The organism is Shinella granuli, assembly GCF_004341885.1.
Classification (GTDB): domain Bacteria; phylum Pseudomonadota; class Alphaproteobacteria; order Rhizobiales; family Rhizobiaceae; genus Shinella; species Shinella granuli.
Map to the genome: position 1 here is coordinate 336,783 of NZ_SLVX01000001.1, position 16,295 is coordinate 353,077.

Genomic DNA, 16,295 nt, shown 5'->3' on the forward strand with positions numbered 1-16,295 from the left:
CATGACCATCACCGCCAACTGGAGCTACCCGACCGCGATCAAGTTCGGGGCCGGCCGCATCAAGGAACTCGCCGACCACTGCAAGGCCGTGGGCATGAAGAAGCCGCTGCTCGTCACCGACCGCGGCCTTTCGACCATGGCGATCACGAAGGAAGCGCTCGACATTCTCGACGCCGCCGGCCTCGGCCGGGCGATGTTCGCCGAGGTCGATCCGAACCCGACCGACAGGAACCTCGAAGCCGGCGTCAAGGCGTTCCGCGACGGCGGCCATGACGGCGTCGTCGCCTTCGGCGGCGGCTCGGGCCTCGACCTCGGCAAGGCCGTCGCCTTCATGGCCGGCCAGACGCGGCCGGTCTGGGATTTCGAGGATATCGGCGACTGGTGGACCCGCGCCAATTCCGACGGCATCGCGCCCATCGTCGCCGTGCCGACGACGGCCGGCACCGGCTCGGAAGTCGGCCGCGCCTCGGTCATCACCAATTCCGAGACGCATACCAAGAAGGTGATCTTCCATCCGAAGTTCCTGCCTTCGGTGACGATCTGCGACCCGGAGCTGACGGTCGGCATGCCGAAGGTCATCACCTCCGGCACCGGCATGGACGCCTTCGCCCATTGCCTGGAAGCCTATTCCTCGCCGTTCTACCACCCGATGAGCCAGGGCATCGCGCTGGAGGGCATGCGTCTCGTCAAGGAATTCCTGCCGCGCGCCTACAGGGACGGGACCGATATCGAGGCCCGTGCCAACATGATGTCGGCCGCCGCCATGGGCGCCGTCGCCTTCCAGAAAGGCCTCGGCGCGATCCACTCGCTGTCGCATCCGGTCGGCGCCATCTACAACACGCACCATGGCATGACCAATGCCGTCGTGATGCCGCCGGTGCTGACCTTCAATCGCCCGGCCATCGAGGCGAAGATCGCCAGCGCCGCCGCCTATCTCGGCATAGAGGGCGGCTTCGACGGCTTCTTCGACTATGTGCTGCGCCTGCGCGAGGAGCTCGGCGTGCCGGACAAGCTGTCGGCGCTCGGCGTCGGCACGGACCGGATCGACGAGATGGCCGCCATGGCGATCGTCGACCCGACGGCCGGCGGCAATCCGGTGGAGCTGACGCTGGACGCGGCCAAGCGCCTCTTCGTCGAGTGCATCTGAATTCTTGCCGTTAACAAATGACAGGGGCCCGGAAAACCGCCGTTTTCCGGGCCTTTTGCTTGAGAAAGCGCAAATTCGGCGCCGTTCTCGTTAATCTTCGCCATGCGCATGTTTCCATTTCGTTAACCATGTTTTGAAAGGTTTGAGCAAGCGGGCGCCATTCTCACCGGGCCGTCTGACGAGAGCGATGCAAAGCTCGCAGCATTCATGAGGAAAGACATGCCAGTCATCACATTTGCCAATGCCAAGGGCGGCGCGGGCAAGACCACCGCAGCGCTCATTCTCGCCACCGAGCTTGCGAGCCGCGGCCACCGCATCACCATTCTCGATGCGGACCCGCAGCGCTGGATCAGCCACTGGCACGAGGTTTCCGGCCGCCAGCGCAACATCGCCGTCATCTCCGAAGTCTCGATGGCCTCCCTCCAGTGCCATATCCGCGAGAACCGGCAGACGACCGACTATTTCATCATCGACCTTGCCGGCGCGCGCGATGCGCTGGTCGCCACCGCCATCGGCCTTTCCGACCATGTGATGATCCCGGTGCAGGGCTGTGCCATGGATGCGCGCGGGGCAGCGCATATCCTCGAACTGCTGAAGCAGCTCGACGAGAAGGCGGGCATCCGCATCAACCATTCGGTCGTGCTCACCCGCATGAATTCGCTGGTGACGACGCGCGCGATGAGCGCCATCAAGGCGCTGCTCGCCGCCCGCGGCGTTGCCGTGCTCGATACGCCGATCGGCGAGCGCACCGCCTTCCGCGACATCTTCGATTGCGGCGGCACGCTCTATACGATGGATGCGGCCAGGGTGAGCAATCTCGACAAGGCCTGCGAGAATGCGCGCCTCTTTGCCGACGAGGTCCTGCGCCTCCTGCCGGTGCGCAAGCGCATCGCCACCGAACGCGGCTTCTTCCGCACGCTGCAGCGGGCGGCCTGAACCTTCCGGATTGACGAATGACAAGAACGGCTGCGACGAATGGCGCGGCCGTTTTTTGCGCCGCAATGCAAGGTTGGTAATGAACAATTTACCACGCTTAACCTAATGATATCGCGTCAGAAAGCCACCCCTTCGGCGATGCGTCGCCATGGGGACCCATGAAGGGTTACGGGCAAGATGCGGTGCTGCCCGGCGCTGCTGCCCCGATTTTCCGTTGCTTTCCCCGTTTTCTCGAGTTGCCAGGATACCCCCGGAATGAAGCCAGCCCCGCAGACCGCCAGCCAGAACCACGACATCGCGCGCCGTCTGGACTATCTCGGCCTCGACGAGGCAGCGCTGAAGCGGCTTCGCACGCTCAAACCCTTCATCGAGAAGGAGCTCGGCCCGGCGCTGGACAAGTTCTATGCGATCGTGCGCAAGAGCCCGGAGGTGAATCACCTCTTCTCCAACGACGCCCACATGAATCGGGCGAAGAATGCCCAGCTCGGCCATTGGGCGAATATCGCGGCCGGCGATTTCACCGGCGACTATGCTTCCAAGGTGCAGACGATCGGCCATGTGCATGCGCGCATCGGACTGGAGCCGCGCTGGTATATCGGCGGCTATGCGCTGATCGTCGAGCATCTCCTGACGGAGGCCGTGAAATCGCTCTGGCCGAAGCAGGGGCTCTTTGCCCGCCAGGAAATCGGGCCGGAGGAATTTGCGGCGCGGTTCTCCAGCCTGCTCAAGGCCATGTTCCTCGACATGGACCTCTCCATCTCCGTCTACAACGACATGTCGGACCTCGCCAAGCAGCAGGCGGTGCAGGCGCAGGTCGTTGCCGAGGAGCGCAAGATCGTCAGCGACAGTTTCGGCGCCGCGCTGAAGCGCATCTCCGACGGCGACCTCACCGCGCGCATCACCGGCCCGCTGCCGGAGGCCTACGAGGCGCTGCGCGACGACTTCAACCACGCCATTTCCACGCTCTCGCAGGCGATCGGCAATATCGGCGCCGGCGCGGGCTCCATCCATCTGAGCGCGCAGGAGATCGCAGCGGCCTCCGACGACCTTGCCAAGCGCACGGAGCGGCAGGCCGCGAACCTGGAGGAGACGGCGGCCGCCGTCGAGCAGGTGACCACCACCGTGCGCCAGACCGCCCAGAGCGCCAACGAGGCGAACGCCCTCGTCATGGCGGCGCGCGACAATGCGCAGCGCGGCGGCGAGGTCGTGGAACACGCGATCGTCGCCATGGGCGAGATCCAGGCTTCCTCCTCGGCCATCGCCAACATCATCGAGGTGATCGACGAGATCGCCTTCCAGACCAATCTGCTCGCGCTCAATGCGGGCATCGAGGCGGCGCGGGCCGGCGAGGCGGGGCGCGGCTTTGCCGTCGTGGCCTCGGAAGTGCGGGCGCTCGCGCAGCGCTGCGCCGATGCGGCGAAGGACATCCAGAACCTCATCGCCAAGTCGCACGGCCAGGTCGAGGACGGCGTGCGCTCGGTGGGTGAGGTCGCCCAGTCGCTGCGCCAGATCGTCACCCAGGTCGTGGAGGTCAGCGCCGTGTTCAACACGATCCGCGCCAGCACGGCGGAGCAGGCGACGGGCCTGCAGGCGGTCAACCAGGCGGTCAACGCCATGGACCAGATCACCCAGCAGAACGCCGCCATGGTGGAGGAGGCGAATGCCGCCAGCCAGGCGCTGACGCAAGAGGCCGCCTCCATCGCCGCCCAGCTCAGCGCCTTCCGCACCAGCGGCGAGGCCCGCCCGGCCCAGGGATCGGGGTATGTGCGGGCGGCTTGACCGCTGGCCTTCTCTGCCGTCGGGCTGCCCCTCATCCGCCTGCCGGCACCTTCTCCCCGCAAGCGGGGAGAAGGGGATGGAGCAACGATTCATTCATATCCGATTACTGGCAAGCGGGAGAGGCTTACCTACAAGCGGTCATTGGGCGAGGAAGCCGGCGCGGCATATCCCTTCTCCCCGCTTGCGGGGAGAAGGTGGCGGCAGCCGGATGAGGGGCTACCCCCCGATCGTCAGTCGACGAATTCGACCGTCACGCCGGCGCTGGTCATCTTGGCGAGCTCCGTCGCGTCCCAGTTGGTGAGGCGAATGCAGCCGTGGCTCTGGGTCTTGCCGATCTTCGAGGGTTCCGGCGTGCCGTGGATGCCGTAGGTCGGCTTCGACAGCGCGATCCAGACCGTGCCGACCGGGCCGTTCGGGCCGGGCTGCAGGGTCAGCACCTTGTTGTTGTTGCCCTGCTGGAAATTGATCTTCGGATTGTAGGTATAGCCCGGATTGAGCGCGATGCGCTCGACCGTCACCGTGCCTGATGGAGAGGGCGTGTCGGCCGAGCCGATGCTGGCCGGATAGGCGGCGATCAGCGTGCCGTTCTCGTCATAGGCGAGCACCTGCTTGCGGCCCTTGTCAGCGAGGATCTTGGCGACCTTGCCGGTCTTCCTCTCGCCCGTGTCGACGACCTTGATGATCGTGCCGGGAATGGTGAAGTCGACGCCCGGATTGATCTCCTTCAGATAGGCCTCGTCCATGTGGAACTTCTCGGCCAGCATCTCGGTGGTCGAGGTGAAGGAGAGATGCGGCAGCGCCGCCTTCTGGGCATAGTCGTCGGGGATGGCGGCGACATAGGGGCCGGCCGCGTCGGCGGCGGTGATCTCGTAGGTGGTGAAGGCAAGGCCGCCGGACAGGCGCAGCCGCTCCAGGATGTCGTCGGCATTGTTCGGGTCGAGCGTCTCGCCCGTCGCCTGCTGCCAGGCCTCGATCGCCTTGGTGACGTTCGAGCCCTTCTTGCCGTCGATCACGCCCGGCGAAAAGCCCTCGCGGTCGAGGAAGACCTGAAGCGCGGTGATCTCGGCGGACGACATCTTGCCGATCGCGATCGCCGGGTCGAATTTCGGGCCGGGCACGAATTCCGCATCGGGATCGGTGCCGTTTTCCGGCAGGGCCGCGCTGTCGCCGGAAAAATCGGGCAGGGCCTGCGAACCGCCGAAATCGGCATCCGGCAGGGGCTGGCGCTCGATGTCGCCCGGCAGGCCCTCGCGCATTTCCGGCACGGAACTCGTCGTCAGCTCGTCGCCATAGTCGGCCTCGGGCGCCGGCGGGAAATAGTCGGGGTTCGCTTCCGGATAACCGCGCATCTCGCGATAGCGGTCACGGCGCGGGCGGTAATCGTCGCCGCGGGCGAAGTAGCGGTCGGCCTGCATGGCGGTGGCAACGATGTTGCCCCAGCCGTCGACATAGACGGTGCGGCCGCGGTTGTCGCGCATCACGCGCACGCTGCCGTCGTCCGGAATGTAGTCGAGGATGTCGCCTTCCGGCGAAACCAGGACCGTGTCGCGTGCGAAGAACCGCTGCTGGGCCTGCGCCGGCAAGATGGCGAATCCGAGGACGGAGGCCGCGGTAAGGAGCGAAACGCTTGTTTTAAAAATAGAATTCACGACTCTTGACCTGCCTGCTTGCCCATGTCGCGCGGACGGAACACTTCAATTCAGACCTTAATATGAAAAAACTGAATCGATGGTGAACGGAAGGTCAACGCGCCGTGCAAAAACTTGTGACCGGCCGTGAGGTTCCGTGGAGGCGATGAGAGCGAGGTCTGCCGGTCATGACGGACCGGCGCCCTGCCGTGGGAGCGTTTCCGTTTTTCGCCGAATCGCGAAAACACGCTATCCTTTTGTTTTGCTGCGGTTCCGGACGCAAAACCGCTTCGCACTTTTGCGGGAATTGCTCTAGGGTCTGTGCTGATGGAGTACAGACCCTAGCATGCCGCCGATTGATTGCCCCTTGCCGGAGTCCCGGATGACCTTTTCCCTTACCGCCCAAACCCCCGACCAGTCCTTCCGCCTTGACCTGACGCCGCAATCGGTGCTCGACGTCGCCGGCGCCGTCTTCCATGGCGTCGATCTCGCGCCGGGCGCGGCCGTGCCGTCGGATGGCGATCCGCGCATCGACAAGGCGCTGCCCGGCTTCCTGTTCACTTGCGGTCCGGATCATATCCGCCACCCGGTGCCGGTCGAGGGTGCGGCCGACGGGCGGCTCTATCCGCTGCACGGCTCGTTCTCGTCCTCGCCGGCGCGGGACGTGCTGATCGAGGAGGACGAGGGGGAGGTGGTCTGCGAGGGGCGCGTCGCCGTTTCGCTCGCCCATGGCGGCAAGGCCGATCTCGCGCGCCGATGGCGCGCCGACCGGCGCACCGGCCATATCACGCTCGACGATGTCGTCACCAATACCGGCGAGACGCCCTGGCCGCCCTTCGGCATGTATCACATCAATTTCGGCACCGGCCTCTTCGATGCGGACACGCGGCTGACCGGGGCGATGCTGCCCGGCGGCAGCCTGCCGTGGCGCTTCGGCGAGGGCGACCGCGAGCTCTTCTGCGTGCCGGCGGCTGAAACGGCAACGCATGGCTGGGCGGAGATCGCCATCGGCCCGATCGCCGCGCTTGGCGGTCGCAGCGTCCATATCCGCTTCCGCACGGATACGCTGCCGCATCTCCAGGTCTGGCGGAACCTGTCGCCGGGCTCGGCGGTGCTCGGCATCGAGCCCGTCTCGCACCGGCTCGCGCCGCGCGCCGAGCTGATCGCCTCCGGCGAGGCCGCCGATTTCGCGCCCGGCGAAAGCGTCGGCTACGGCCTCGCCTTCGAGGTCCGCTAGGATATTTGCACGCTTTTCGAGCGGAGAGGGGCGTTCGCGCGTTCCGGGGGCGGCACGCTTCGCGCCTTTTCGGGAATTGCTATAGATTTTGCGTGATTGACGCTCCCGCGGTGCGGGCTTAAACGGTGAGCACCCCTGTTTTCTAGAAGGAACCGCCCATGGATATCCGCGAGATCAACGACGAATATTCCGTCTCCGGCCAGATCGCCGTCGAGGATCTCGACGCCATCGCCGCCCTGGGCTTCAAATCCATCGTCTGCCACCGCCCGGACCACGAGCAGCCCGACCAGCCGGAATTCTCCGTCATCGCGGCGCGCGCGAAGGAACTCGGCATCGAGGTCGCCCATGTGCCGGTCGGCCCGATGGGCGTGACGGCCGAGGCCGTGCACGGCATGGTCGACGCGCTCGACGAACTGCCGCGCCCGATGCTCGGCTATTGCCGCTCCGGCATGCGCTCGACGAAGATCTACGAGCAGACGCAGCATATCCGCGGCTGAGGGCCTGGCCCCTCATCCGCCTGCCGGCACCTTCTCCCCGCAAGCGGGGCGAAGGGGAATGCTGCACCGGTTTCCCAAAGCATCGACGATATTTGGAGGGCGAGGCATTGCCCCATCCGCCTTCTCCCCGCTTGCGGGGAGAAGGTCGCGGCAGCGGGATGAGGGGCTTTCACGCCCTTAAAAACATCACGTCCCGCTGCGGATATCCGAGAGCGTGCGCGTCGGCGTGATCGCTTCCGGATCGAGCTTCACCTCGATGATCGCAGGCTTGCCGCTCGAGCGGGCGCGCAGGAAGGCGGGCGCGAAGTCCTCCGTCGCCTCCACCGTCTCGCCATGGCCGCCATAGGCGCGGGCGAGTGCGGCGAAATCCGGGTTGGTGAGGTCCGTGGCGCTGACGCGGCCGGGATATTCCCGCTCCTGGTGCATGCGGATCGTGCCGTAGATGCCGTTGTTGACGACGACGGTGATGATCGGAAGGTTGTAGCGTACGGCGGTGGCGAATTCCTGGCCGTGCATCATGAAGCAGCCGTCGCCGGCAAAGCAGATGACCTCACGCTCCGGGAAGAGCTGCTTGGCGGCAACCGCGGCCGGCAGGCCGTAGCCCATCGAGCCGGAGGTGGGGGCGGCCTGCGTCGCGAAGCGGCGGAAGCGGTGGAAGCGATGCACCCAGGTGGCATAGTTGCCGGCGCCGTTGGTGAAGATCGTATCGTCAGGCGTGTTTTCCTCCAGCCAGGCCATGATCGGGCCCATCTGCACGCCGCCCGGGCCGGTTTCCGGCGGGGTCGACCATTTCAGGTAGGATTCGTGCATGGCGGCGGTTCGCGCGGCCCAGCGCGGGGCGGCCTTCGGCGCGAGGCCGTCGAGCGCGGCGACGAAATCCTCCGGCGCGGCGCAGATCGCAAGGTCCGGCCGGTAGACGCGGCCGAGCTCGGACGGATCCGGATAGACATGCACCAGCGTCTGCTGCGGGTAGGGCACCTTGAGCAGGCTGTAGGTCGAGGACGGCATTTCCGAATAGCGGCCGCCGAGCAGGATGACGAGATCCGCCTCGCGGATCTCCCTGCCGAGCGCCGGGTTGATGCCGATGCCGCTGTCGCCGGCATAGTTCGGATGCCGGTGATCGAACAGCATCTGGCGGCGGAAGGAACAGGCGACCGGCAGGGACCAGCGCTCCGCGAAGGCCGTAAAGCCCGCGACGCTCTCCTCGGACCAGCGCGTGCCGCCGAGGATGACGAGCGGGCGCTCGGCGGCTTCAAGACGGCGTGCCAGTTCCTCCACCTGCCTGCGGCCCGGATGGGCCTCGACCGGCGCATAGGCCTTCGCCTCGACTGCCTCGACCGTGTCCGTCAGCATGTCCTCGGGCAGCGCCAGCACCACCGGGCCCGGACGGCCGGAGGTGGCGACGGCAAAGGCGCGGGTGATGAATTCGGGGATGCGGCGGGCATCGTCGATCTCCGCCACCCATTTGGCGACCTCGGTGAAGGCGCGGCGGTATTCCACCTCCTGGAAGGCCTCGCGCTCGCGCGCATCGCGCTGCACCTGGCCGATGAAGAGGATCATCGGGATCGAATCCTGCCGCGCGATGTGCAGGCCCGCCGAGGCATTGGTGGCGCCAGGCCCGCGCGTGACCATGCAGATGCCGGGCTCGCCCGTCAGCCGGCCCCAGCAATCCGCCATCATCGCCGCGCCGCCTTCCTGGCGGCAGACAAGGACGTCGATATCGGTGTCGTGCAGCGCATCGAGCACGGCGAGGTAGCTTTCGCCCGGCACGCAGGCGACGCGCCTGACGCCATTGGCAACGAGGGCGTCGACGATCAACTGGCCACCGGTCTTCATGCGCTTTTCTTTCCTGCTTCGAGGATGTCGAGTTCCGCCATCACGGCGTCGGTATGTTCGCCAAGCCGCGGGCTCGGCCGGTCATAGGCAAGGGGCGTGCCCGAATAGACGATCGGCGTGCGCACGCCGGGAATGCGGTTGCCGTCGGCATCCGGCAGGTCGATGCGCAAGCCCCGCGCCTTCACCTGCGGATCCGCGAAGGTCTCGGCGATGGAATTGATCGGCCCGGCCGGCACGCCCTCGCGCTCGCAGGCGGCGAGAAGCTCGGCCTTGCTGACACCGGCGGTCGCCCCGGTGACGAGGCGGCGCACCTCGCCGCGATGGGCGACGCGCGCCCGGTTGGTGGCAAAGCGCTCGTCGTCGGCGACGCCCTCGAGCTTCAGGATGCCGCAGAGCTTGCGGAACTGCCCGTCATTGCCGACGGCGAGGATGATGTGCCCGTCGGACGCCGGCACCACCTCGTAGGGCGAAATGTTCGGATGCGCATTGCCGAGCCGCGTCGGCGCATTGCCGGAGGCGAGGAAGTTCATGTTCTGGTTCGCCATGACGGCCGACTGCACGTCGAGCAGCGCCATGTCGACATGCTGGCCCTGGCCGGTCTTCATGACATGGATGAGCGCGCCCTGGATGGCGGCGACGGCATAGATGCCGGTGAAGATATCGGCGATGGCGACGCCCGCCTTCATCGGCTCGCCATCCGGCGCGCCCGTCACCGACATGAAGCCGGACATGCCCTGCACGATATAGTCGTATCCGGCGCGGGCAGCGTAGGGGCCATCCTGGCCGAAGCCGGTGATCGAGCAGTAGACGAGTTTCGGATGCACCTTGGCAAGACTCTGGTAATCGAGCCCGTACTTGACGAGGCCGCCGACCTTGAAGTTCTCGATGACCACGTCGGCCGTCGCGATGAGGCGGTGGACGACGGCGCGGCCTTCCTCGGTCTTGAGGTCGACGGCGATCGAGCGCTTGCCGCGGTTGGTTGAGTGGTAATAGGCGGCCGAGAGGTTCTCGCCGTCCTTGCCGGTCACGAAGGGTGGGCCCCAGGCGCGCGTGTCGTCGCCGCCGTCGGGGTTCTCGATCTTGATGACGTCTGCGCCCATATCGGCCAGCATCTGCCCGGCCCAGGGACCGGCGAGGACCCGCGCCAGCTCGATGACCCTTATGCCTGACAGCGGCAGGTTCGACTTCTCCATCGTGCACTCCCTTCCCGGCGGTGCCGGAACGCGGCCGCCCGCCGGGCCTTTCGCCCGTTTCCCTTTGGATAACAAAAAGCTGCCGGGCACGATAGACGGCGCCCGAGGGGAGATCATGACGGCTCAGACTGACATGATGCCTGCCGCGCCGCCCGCGCGGCCGGGCGGCGTCAGATCGGCGTGGAGACGGGCGGTATCGTCGCCGTCTTGTTGAGCTTGCGTTCGCGCCAGATGACATAGAGGCCGGAGGCGATGATGATGGCGATGCCGAGCCATTTCACGGCATCCGGCAGATGGCCGAACACGAACCAGCCGAGGATCGTCGCCGAGACGATCTCCAGATATTGCAGCGGGGCGAGCGTGGAGGCGGGCGCCGAGCGATAGGCATAGACGCCGAGCACGCCGGCAATGGTGGCGGCGACGGCGGCGCCGGCGATGTAGAGCGTGTTCGCCATGTCCGGCACGACGGGCGTCAGCATGGCGATGCCGAGCCTGCCGCCGGCAAGAAGGAGCAGGCCGGAAAACAGCGCGCCCCACAGGCCCGCATAGAACTGCATGGACCAGGGATCCTCCTTCTGGGCGACGAGCCGCGTGAGGAGGAAGAACAGCGCGAGCGAGAAGGCCGCCACCACCGGCAGCAGCGCGATGGGGCCGACCTCCTGCAGGCTCGGCTGGATGACCAGCAGCGAGCCGAGGAAACCGACGCCGCAGGCCGTGTAGCGCCGCCAGCCGATGGTCTCTTTCAGGAAGATCGAGCCGAGGATGGTCAGGATGATCGGCTCGACGAAGAAGATGGCGATGGCATCGGCCACTTCCATGACGGCGAGCGGCGTGACGAAGGTGATCATGGTGATGGCCATCAGCAGGCCGCGGGCGGCATGCAGGCCCATCTTCCGGACGGTCACGTCCAAAAGCGTGCCGCGCAGGAGACAGATCGGCCCCAGCACGGTCATCTGGAAGAGCAGGCGCACGAAGGTGATCTCGGTCGCGGGGACCGACGTGACCGCGAGCTTGGCGAAGATATCGATGATCGGCGAGATGAGCACCGAGAGCACCATGAGCAGGAGCCCGAGGCCGACCTCGTTGCGCAGCGGGGCGATGGTGGCGGATGTGGTCATGCGTGTTCCGGGGCGCGGGTCCAGGCTTCGGCCACCCGCCGGCACCAGCCGGCAAAGGCGTCGACGGCGGGATCGCGGAGCGGCCGGCTCTCCTTGAGCGTTTCGTGACGCATGCCGCGATAGACGGTTGTCGTGACGTCCTCAAGCCGCGATTTTTTCAGTCGCCCGGCAAGGACGTGCACGGCGCGGCCGAAATCCGTCGCCGGGTCCTCCTCGCCGCCGACGAGATGGATCGGCAGCCGCCTCGGCAGGCGCGCAAGCCCTTGCGCCGAGGCATTGGCGAAGGTGACGGCGAAGATGTCGATCCACATCGCGACATTGACGTCGAAACCGCAATGGGGATCGGCGATATAGGCGTCCACCTCGGCCGGGTCGTGCGACAGCCAGTCGAAATCCGTGCGGCGGTTCGCGATGGAGCGGCCCCAGGCCCCGAAAGTCAGGCGCGGCAGCACGTCGCTCGGCACGTCCGATCCCTTCAGCATGCGCTCCGCCGCCAGCACGGCCTGCGCCGCGCGCCCGGCAAGCCCCGGCGCGAGATTGGAGTTCCACACGGCGAGCGCGTCGATATCGCCGGGGTGTGCCTCGGCGAAGGCGAGCGCCATGAGCCCGCCCATCGAGTGGCCGAAGAGCACGACCGGCAGGCCGGGATGCCGTGCCGCCGCATGGTCGCGCACGGCGCGCATGTCCGCGATCACCCGGGCGATGCCGCCCTTCGGCGCGAACTGGCCGCGCGGGGCATCCGGCGCGCTGGTGAAGCCGTGGCCGCGATGGTCGTGGGCATAGACATGGAACCCCTCCGCCGCCAGGCGCGCGGCGAACGCCGCATATCGCGCGCTGTGCTCGGCAAGGCCGTGGCTGATCAGCAGGATGCCGCGGGGAACGCCCCGGGCAGCCTCGTGCCGCAGCGCAAGGCTCGCCCCGCTCGGGCTTTGCAGCGTGGAAGCCTGCGAAAACACCGGTCCATCCTCCCGTTTCGGCCCTCCCGTTCTGGCAAGGTCAACGCGATTTGCCGTTGAAAGACAATGGGATGCGGCGTGTATTTTTCGATTTTCTCCCGCATGTCGCGATTTTTCCGATTCACGGTTGCATTTTCCGGATTTTTGGTTGTATATGATCTTGTTTTGTTCTCATTGGGGAGCCGGTCATGACGACCAATGCCGCACTGACTTTCAAAGCCGTCCTTTTCCTTGCCGTCCTGCCGTTGCTTCTCGCGTGTCTCGCGCTGGCTGCCGGTTTCCGTCCTGCCGTCGCGCAGACGGCGCCAGCGGGCGGCGGCGCGCGCGAGGTCCTTTCCCTCGGCTGGCAGGCCGGCTACTGCGCCGCCCGGCCGAAAAGCCGCGGCTGCGCGGATTTCTCCGTGGACGCGCCGGCCGCCCGGCAGTTCTCACTGCTCAGCCGCTTCCAGTTGCGCAAGAGCTATTGCGGCGTCGAGGCGGGGCTCAAGCAGCAGGCGCGCAAGGGCAAGTGGACGGAGCTGCCGGATATCGTGCTCGCTTCCGGCACGAAGGTGCGCCTGATGGCTGCGATGCCCGCCGCGCGCCTCGGCCTCGACCGCCAGCAATGGCTGCGCAGCGGTAGCTGCGTCGCCGCCTCGCCGGAGGTCTATTACAGCCGCTCGCTCGACCTGCTGGATGCGCTCAACGCCTCGCCGGTGCGCGCGCTCTTCGCGCAGAAGGCGGGGGCGGCGATCACCCTTGCCGAAGTCCGCGCCGCCTTCGACGCCGCCTTCGGGGCGGGGGCCGGCGAGCGGGTGCGCCTCATCTGCCGCAAGACGGACGGCGGGCCTGTCGTGACCGGCCTCACCATCGGCCTTGCCGGCGACGCGCCGACGCTCGCGGACCGCATCGCCGCCGCCTCGCCGACGAAATCCCGCTGCACCGAGGGGGCGACGGGCGCGGGGCAGGCGGGGTAGGGGCGGCGGACGGGCGGGATGCCATCCCGCCCGGCATGCGGGCAGGGTGCCGCGCCGATCTGGACTGCCGTGCTGCCGCGGGGGGTATCGCGGCGATGCGGGGCGGCGTTTCCGCCCCGGGGCACGATGCGGCTTTCCCAGATTGCCGCGGGCGGAGAATTCGCCTACATAGCGGGCAAATTTGTCCGATCCGGAGCGCGTTTTCATGGCACGTCAGTTCATCTACCACATGTCGGGGCTCAACAAGGCCTATGGCAACAAGAAGATCCTCGAGAACATCCATCTGTCGTTCTATCCGGATGCCAAGATCGGCATCCTCGGCCCGAACGGCGCCGGCAAGTCGACCGTGCTGCGCATCATGGCCGGCCTCGACAAGGAGTTCACGGGCGAGGCCTGGCTTGCCGACGGCGCGACCCTCGGCTACCTGCCGCAGGAACCGCAGCTCGATGCCTCCAAGACCGTGCTCGAAAACGTCATGGAGGGCGTCGCCTCCAAAAAGGCGATCCTCGACCGCTACAACGAACTGATGATGAACTATTCCGACGAGACGGCGGAAGAGGGCGCGAAGCTCCAGGACATCATCGACAGCCAGAACCTCTGGGACCTCGAAAGCCAGGTCGAGATGGCGATGGACGCGCTGCGCTGCCCGCCGGGCGATGCCTCGGTCGACAATCTCTCGGGCGGTGAAAAGCGCCGCGTCGCGCTCTGCAAGCTGCTGCTCTCGCAGCCGGACCTGCTGCTGCTCGACGAACCGACCAACCATCTCGACGCCGAGACGATCGCCTGGCTCGAAAAGCACCTGCGCGAATATCCGGGCTCCGTGCTGATGATCACGCACGATCGCTACTTCCTCGACAATGTCACCGGCTGGATCCTCGAGCTCGACCGCGGCCGCGGCATCCCCTACGAGGGCAACTATTCCGCCTACCTGCAGGCCAAGGCCAAGCGCATGCAGCAGGAAGGCCGCGAAGAGGCGACCCGGCAGAAGGCGCTCGCCCGCGAGCAGGAGTGGATCGCCTCCTCGCCGAAGGCCCGCCAGGCCAAGTCCAAGGCCCGTATCCGCGCCTATGACGAACTGGTGCAGGCCGCGGCCGATCGCCGTCCCGGCGACGCGCAGATCGTCATCCCGGTCGGCGAGCGCCTCGGCAACGTGGTCATCGAGGCGGAGAACCTCACCAAGTCCTACGGCGACCGCGTGCTGATCGAGAACCTGACGTTCAAGCTGCCGCCCGGCGGCATCGTCGGCGTCATCGGCCCGAACGGCGCCGGCAAGACGACGCTCTTCCGCATGATCACCGGCCAGGAACAGCCGGATTCGGGCTCGATCACCGTCGGCGAGACCGTCGATCTCGGTTATGTCGACCAGAGCCGCGATGCGCTCGCCGGCGACAAGACCGTCTGGGAGGAGATTTCCGGCGGCAACGACATCATCAAGCTCGGCAAGCACGAGATGAACAGCCGCGCCTATTGCGGCGCCTTCAACTTCAAGGGCGGCGACCAGCAGCAGAAGGTCGGCACGCTCTCAGGCGGCCAGCGCAACCGCGTGCACCTCGCCAAGATGCTGAAGGCCGGCGGCAACGTCATCCTGCTCGACGAACCGACCAACGACCTCGACACCGAAACGCTGGGCGCGCTCGAAGATGCGCTGGAGAACTTCGCCGGCTGCGCCGTCATCATCTCGCACGACCGCATGTTCCTCGACCGCCTGGCGACCCACATCCTCGCCTTCGAGGGCGACAGCCATGTCGAATGGTTCGAAGGCAACTTCGAGGATTACGAGCAGGACAAGATCCGCCGCCTCGGCGCGGATGCCGTCAACCCGAAGCGCGTGACCTACAAGCGCCTGACGCGCTGACGGACGTTGCTTCCCGCGCTTTGAGAAACCCCGGTTCGCCGGGGTTTTTCTTTGGGCGTATCGGTGGGAAGATCGACGACACGGATTTGCCCTTGCGCGATGCGGGTTAATCACATAAACATATCTTTATGTCTTGATTGGATGGGCCATGGGCGACACGCAGAAACTCGGACTGGACGACATCGTGGAGATCCTGAAGGCGGCGGGCGAGCCGACGCGCCTTCGCCTCCTCGCGCTGCTTTCGCATGGCGACCTGACCGTGACCGACCTGACCGACATCCTCGGCCAGTCCCAGCCACGCATCTCGCGCCACCTGAAGCTGCTCGCCGAAGCCGCGCTGGTCGATCGCTACCAGGAGGGCGCCTGGGCCTTCTTCCGGCTGAGCCAGGGCGGCCCGGCCGTGGCGCTCGCCCGCCAGCTCCTCGAGGCCGCCGATCCGGCGGATGCGGTTTTCGCGCGCGACGACGAGCGGCTGCGGGTGCTGAAGAAGATCCGCGCCGACAAGGCGCAGGCCTATTTCAGCCGCAACGCCGCCGAATGGGACGCCGTGCGCCGCCTGCATGTCAGCGAGGCGGAGGTGGAGGCGAAGCTTGCCGCGATGATCGGCACCGAGCCGGTGGACGCCTTCCTCGATCTCGGCACGGGCACGGGGCGCATCCTGCAGCTCTTCGAAGGGCTCTACAGGCGCGGCGTCGGCGTCGATGCCAGCCGCGACATGCTGGCGGTGGCGCGCGCCAATCTCGACCGCGCCGGCATCACCAAGGCCTCGATCCGGCACGGCGACATCTTCAACCTGCCGCTGGAGCGCGACGAGTTCGATGTCGTGACGATCCACCAGGTGCTGCACTTCCTCGACGAGCCGGAGGCGGCGGTGGCGGAGGCCGCACGCATGCTCGCCCCCGGCGGGCGCCTCGCCATCATCGACCTTGCCCCGCACGCGCTCGAACACCTGCGCGACGAGCACGCCCATATCCGCCTCGGCTTCTCGCACCAGACGCTTGCCGAGTGGCTGGAAAAGGCGGGGCTCGCCGTCGAGGAGATCGTCGACCTCAAGCCCGCGCATTCGGCCGCCGATGCGCTGACCGTCACCATCTGGCTTGCCCGTGACCAGCGTGCGCGGGCGGCCGACACCATTGCCATCCGCAGGAGGAGTTGAC

Annotated in this window: 13 protein-coding genes; 8 read left to right on the forward strand and 5 right to left on the reverse strand. The window is 66.7% G+C overall.

The genetic code is table 11. From position 1 onward, the window contains the following. The first annotated feature begins 1 nt into the window (after window position 1). The 3 genes from EV665_RS01615 (at window position 2) to EV665_RS01625 (ending at window position 3,862) form a co-directional block, all read left to right on the forward strand. The gene (locus EV665_RS01615) at window positions 2-1,147 is read left to right on the forward strand and encodes an iron-containing alcohol dehydrogenase (RefSeq protein ID WP_133032842.1); all 1,146 of its coding nucleotides are present in this window, start codon (window positions 2-4) and stop codon (window positions 1,145-1,147) included. A 219-nt stretch (window positions 1,148-1,366) separates the two neighbouring features. Beyond that, entirely contained in the window at window positions 1,367-2,083 is a 717-nt protein-coding gene (locus EV665_RS01620) for a ParA family protein (RefSeq protein WP_064330597.1), read from the forward strand. 255 nt (window positions 2,084-2,338) lie between these two features. Continuing rightward, window positions 2,339-3,862, forward strand: coding sequence for a globin-coupled sensor protein (locus EV665_RS01625; RefSeq protein WP_162852942.1), 1,524 nt, complete (start codon window positions 2,339-2,341; stop codon window positions 3,860-3,862). 230 nt (window positions 3,863-4,092) lie between these two features. Here the strand turns inward: EV665_RS01625 and EV665_RS01630 are convergent, their stop codons facing one another. Beyond that, window positions 4,093-5,445, reverse strand: a complete 1,353-nt coding sequence (locus tag EV665_RS01630; protein ID WP_380684564.1) for a L,D-transpeptidase family protein — start codon at window positions 5,443-5,445, stop codon at window positions 4,093-4,095. A 427-nt stretch (window positions 5,446-5,872) separates the two neighbouring features. On the opposite strand from EV665_RS01630, the gene EV665_RS01635 reads away from it, so the two are divergent. Beyond that, window positions 5,873-6,727, forward strand: coding sequence for a DUF4432 family protein (locus EV665_RS01635; RefSeq protein WP_133032845.1), 855 nt, complete (start codon window positions 5,873-5,875; stop codon window positions 6,725-6,727). Window positions 6,728-6,885: 158 nt separating this feature from the next. Next, the gene (locus EV665_RS01640; RefSeq protein ID WP_064330593.1) at window positions 6,886-7,224 is read left to right on the forward strand and encodes a protein tyrosine phosphatase family protein; all 339 of its coding nucleotides are present in this window, start codon (window positions 6,886-6,888) and stop codon (window positions 7,222-7,224) included. 186 nt (window positions 7,225-7,410) lie between these two features. Here the strand turns inward: EV665_RS01640 and EV665_RS01645 are convergent, their stop codons facing one another. The 4 genes from EV665_RS01645 to EV665_RS01660 form a co-directional block, all read right to left on the reverse strand. Then, complete coding sequence (locus EV665_RS01645; RefSeq protein ID WP_133032846.1) at window positions 7,411-9,060, reverse strand: thiamine pyrophosphate-binding protein; 1,650 nt, start codon at window positions 9,058-9,060, stop codon at window positions 7,411-7,413. Next, entirely contained in the window at window positions 9,057-10,253 is a 1,197-nt protein-coding gene (gene caiB, locus EV665_RS01650; RefSeq protein WP_133032847.1) for a succinate--glutarate CoA-transferase, read from the reverse strand. The genes EV665_RS01645 and caiB overlap by 4 nt, the downstream gene beginning before the upstream one ends. Before the next feature lie 170 nt (window positions 10,254-10,423). After that, the gene (locus tag EV665_RS01655) at window positions 10,424-11,371 is read right to left on the reverse strand and encodes a DMT family transporter (RefSeq protein WP_133032848.1); all 948 of its coding nucleotides are present in this window, start codon (window positions 11,369-11,371) and stop codon (window positions 10,424-10,426) included. After that, complete coding sequence (locus tag EV665_RS01660) at window positions 11,368-12,327, reverse strand: alpha/beta fold hydrolase (protein ID WP_133032849.1); 960 nt, start codon at window positions 12,325-12,327, stop codon at window positions 11,368-11,370. Before EV665_RS01660 ends, EV665_RS01655 begins: the two co-directional genes overlap by 4 nt. A gap of 188 nt (window positions 12,328-12,515) precedes the next feature. Here EV665_RS01660 and EV665_RS01665 point away from each other — a divergent pair, with 188 nt between their 5' ends. The 3 genes from EV665_RS01665 (at window position 12,516) to EV665_RS01675 (ending at window position 16,294) form a co-directional block, all read left to right on the forward strand. Beyond that, on the forward strand, window positions 12,516-13,283 hold the full coding sequence (locus EV665_RS01665; RefSeq protein ID WP_133032850.1) for a ribonuclease T2 family protein: 768 nt from the start codon (window positions 12,516-12,518) through the stop codon (window positions 13,281-13,283). Between the two features lie 205 nt (window positions 13,284-13,488). Next, window positions 13,489-15,138, forward strand: a complete 1,650-nt coding sequence (ettA, locus tag EV665_RS01670) for an energy-dependent translational throttle protein EttA (protein ID WP_064332566.1) — start codon at window positions 13,489-13,491, stop codon at window positions 15,136-15,138. A 148-nt stretch (window positions 15,139-15,286) separates the two neighbouring features. Beyond that, window positions 15,287-16,294, forward strand: a complete 1,008-nt coding sequence (locus EV665_RS01675) for an ArsR/SmtB family transcription factor (protein WP_064330587.1) — start codon at window positions 15,287-15,289, stop codon at window positions 16,292-16,294. Window position 16,295 lies beyond the last annotated feature (1 nt).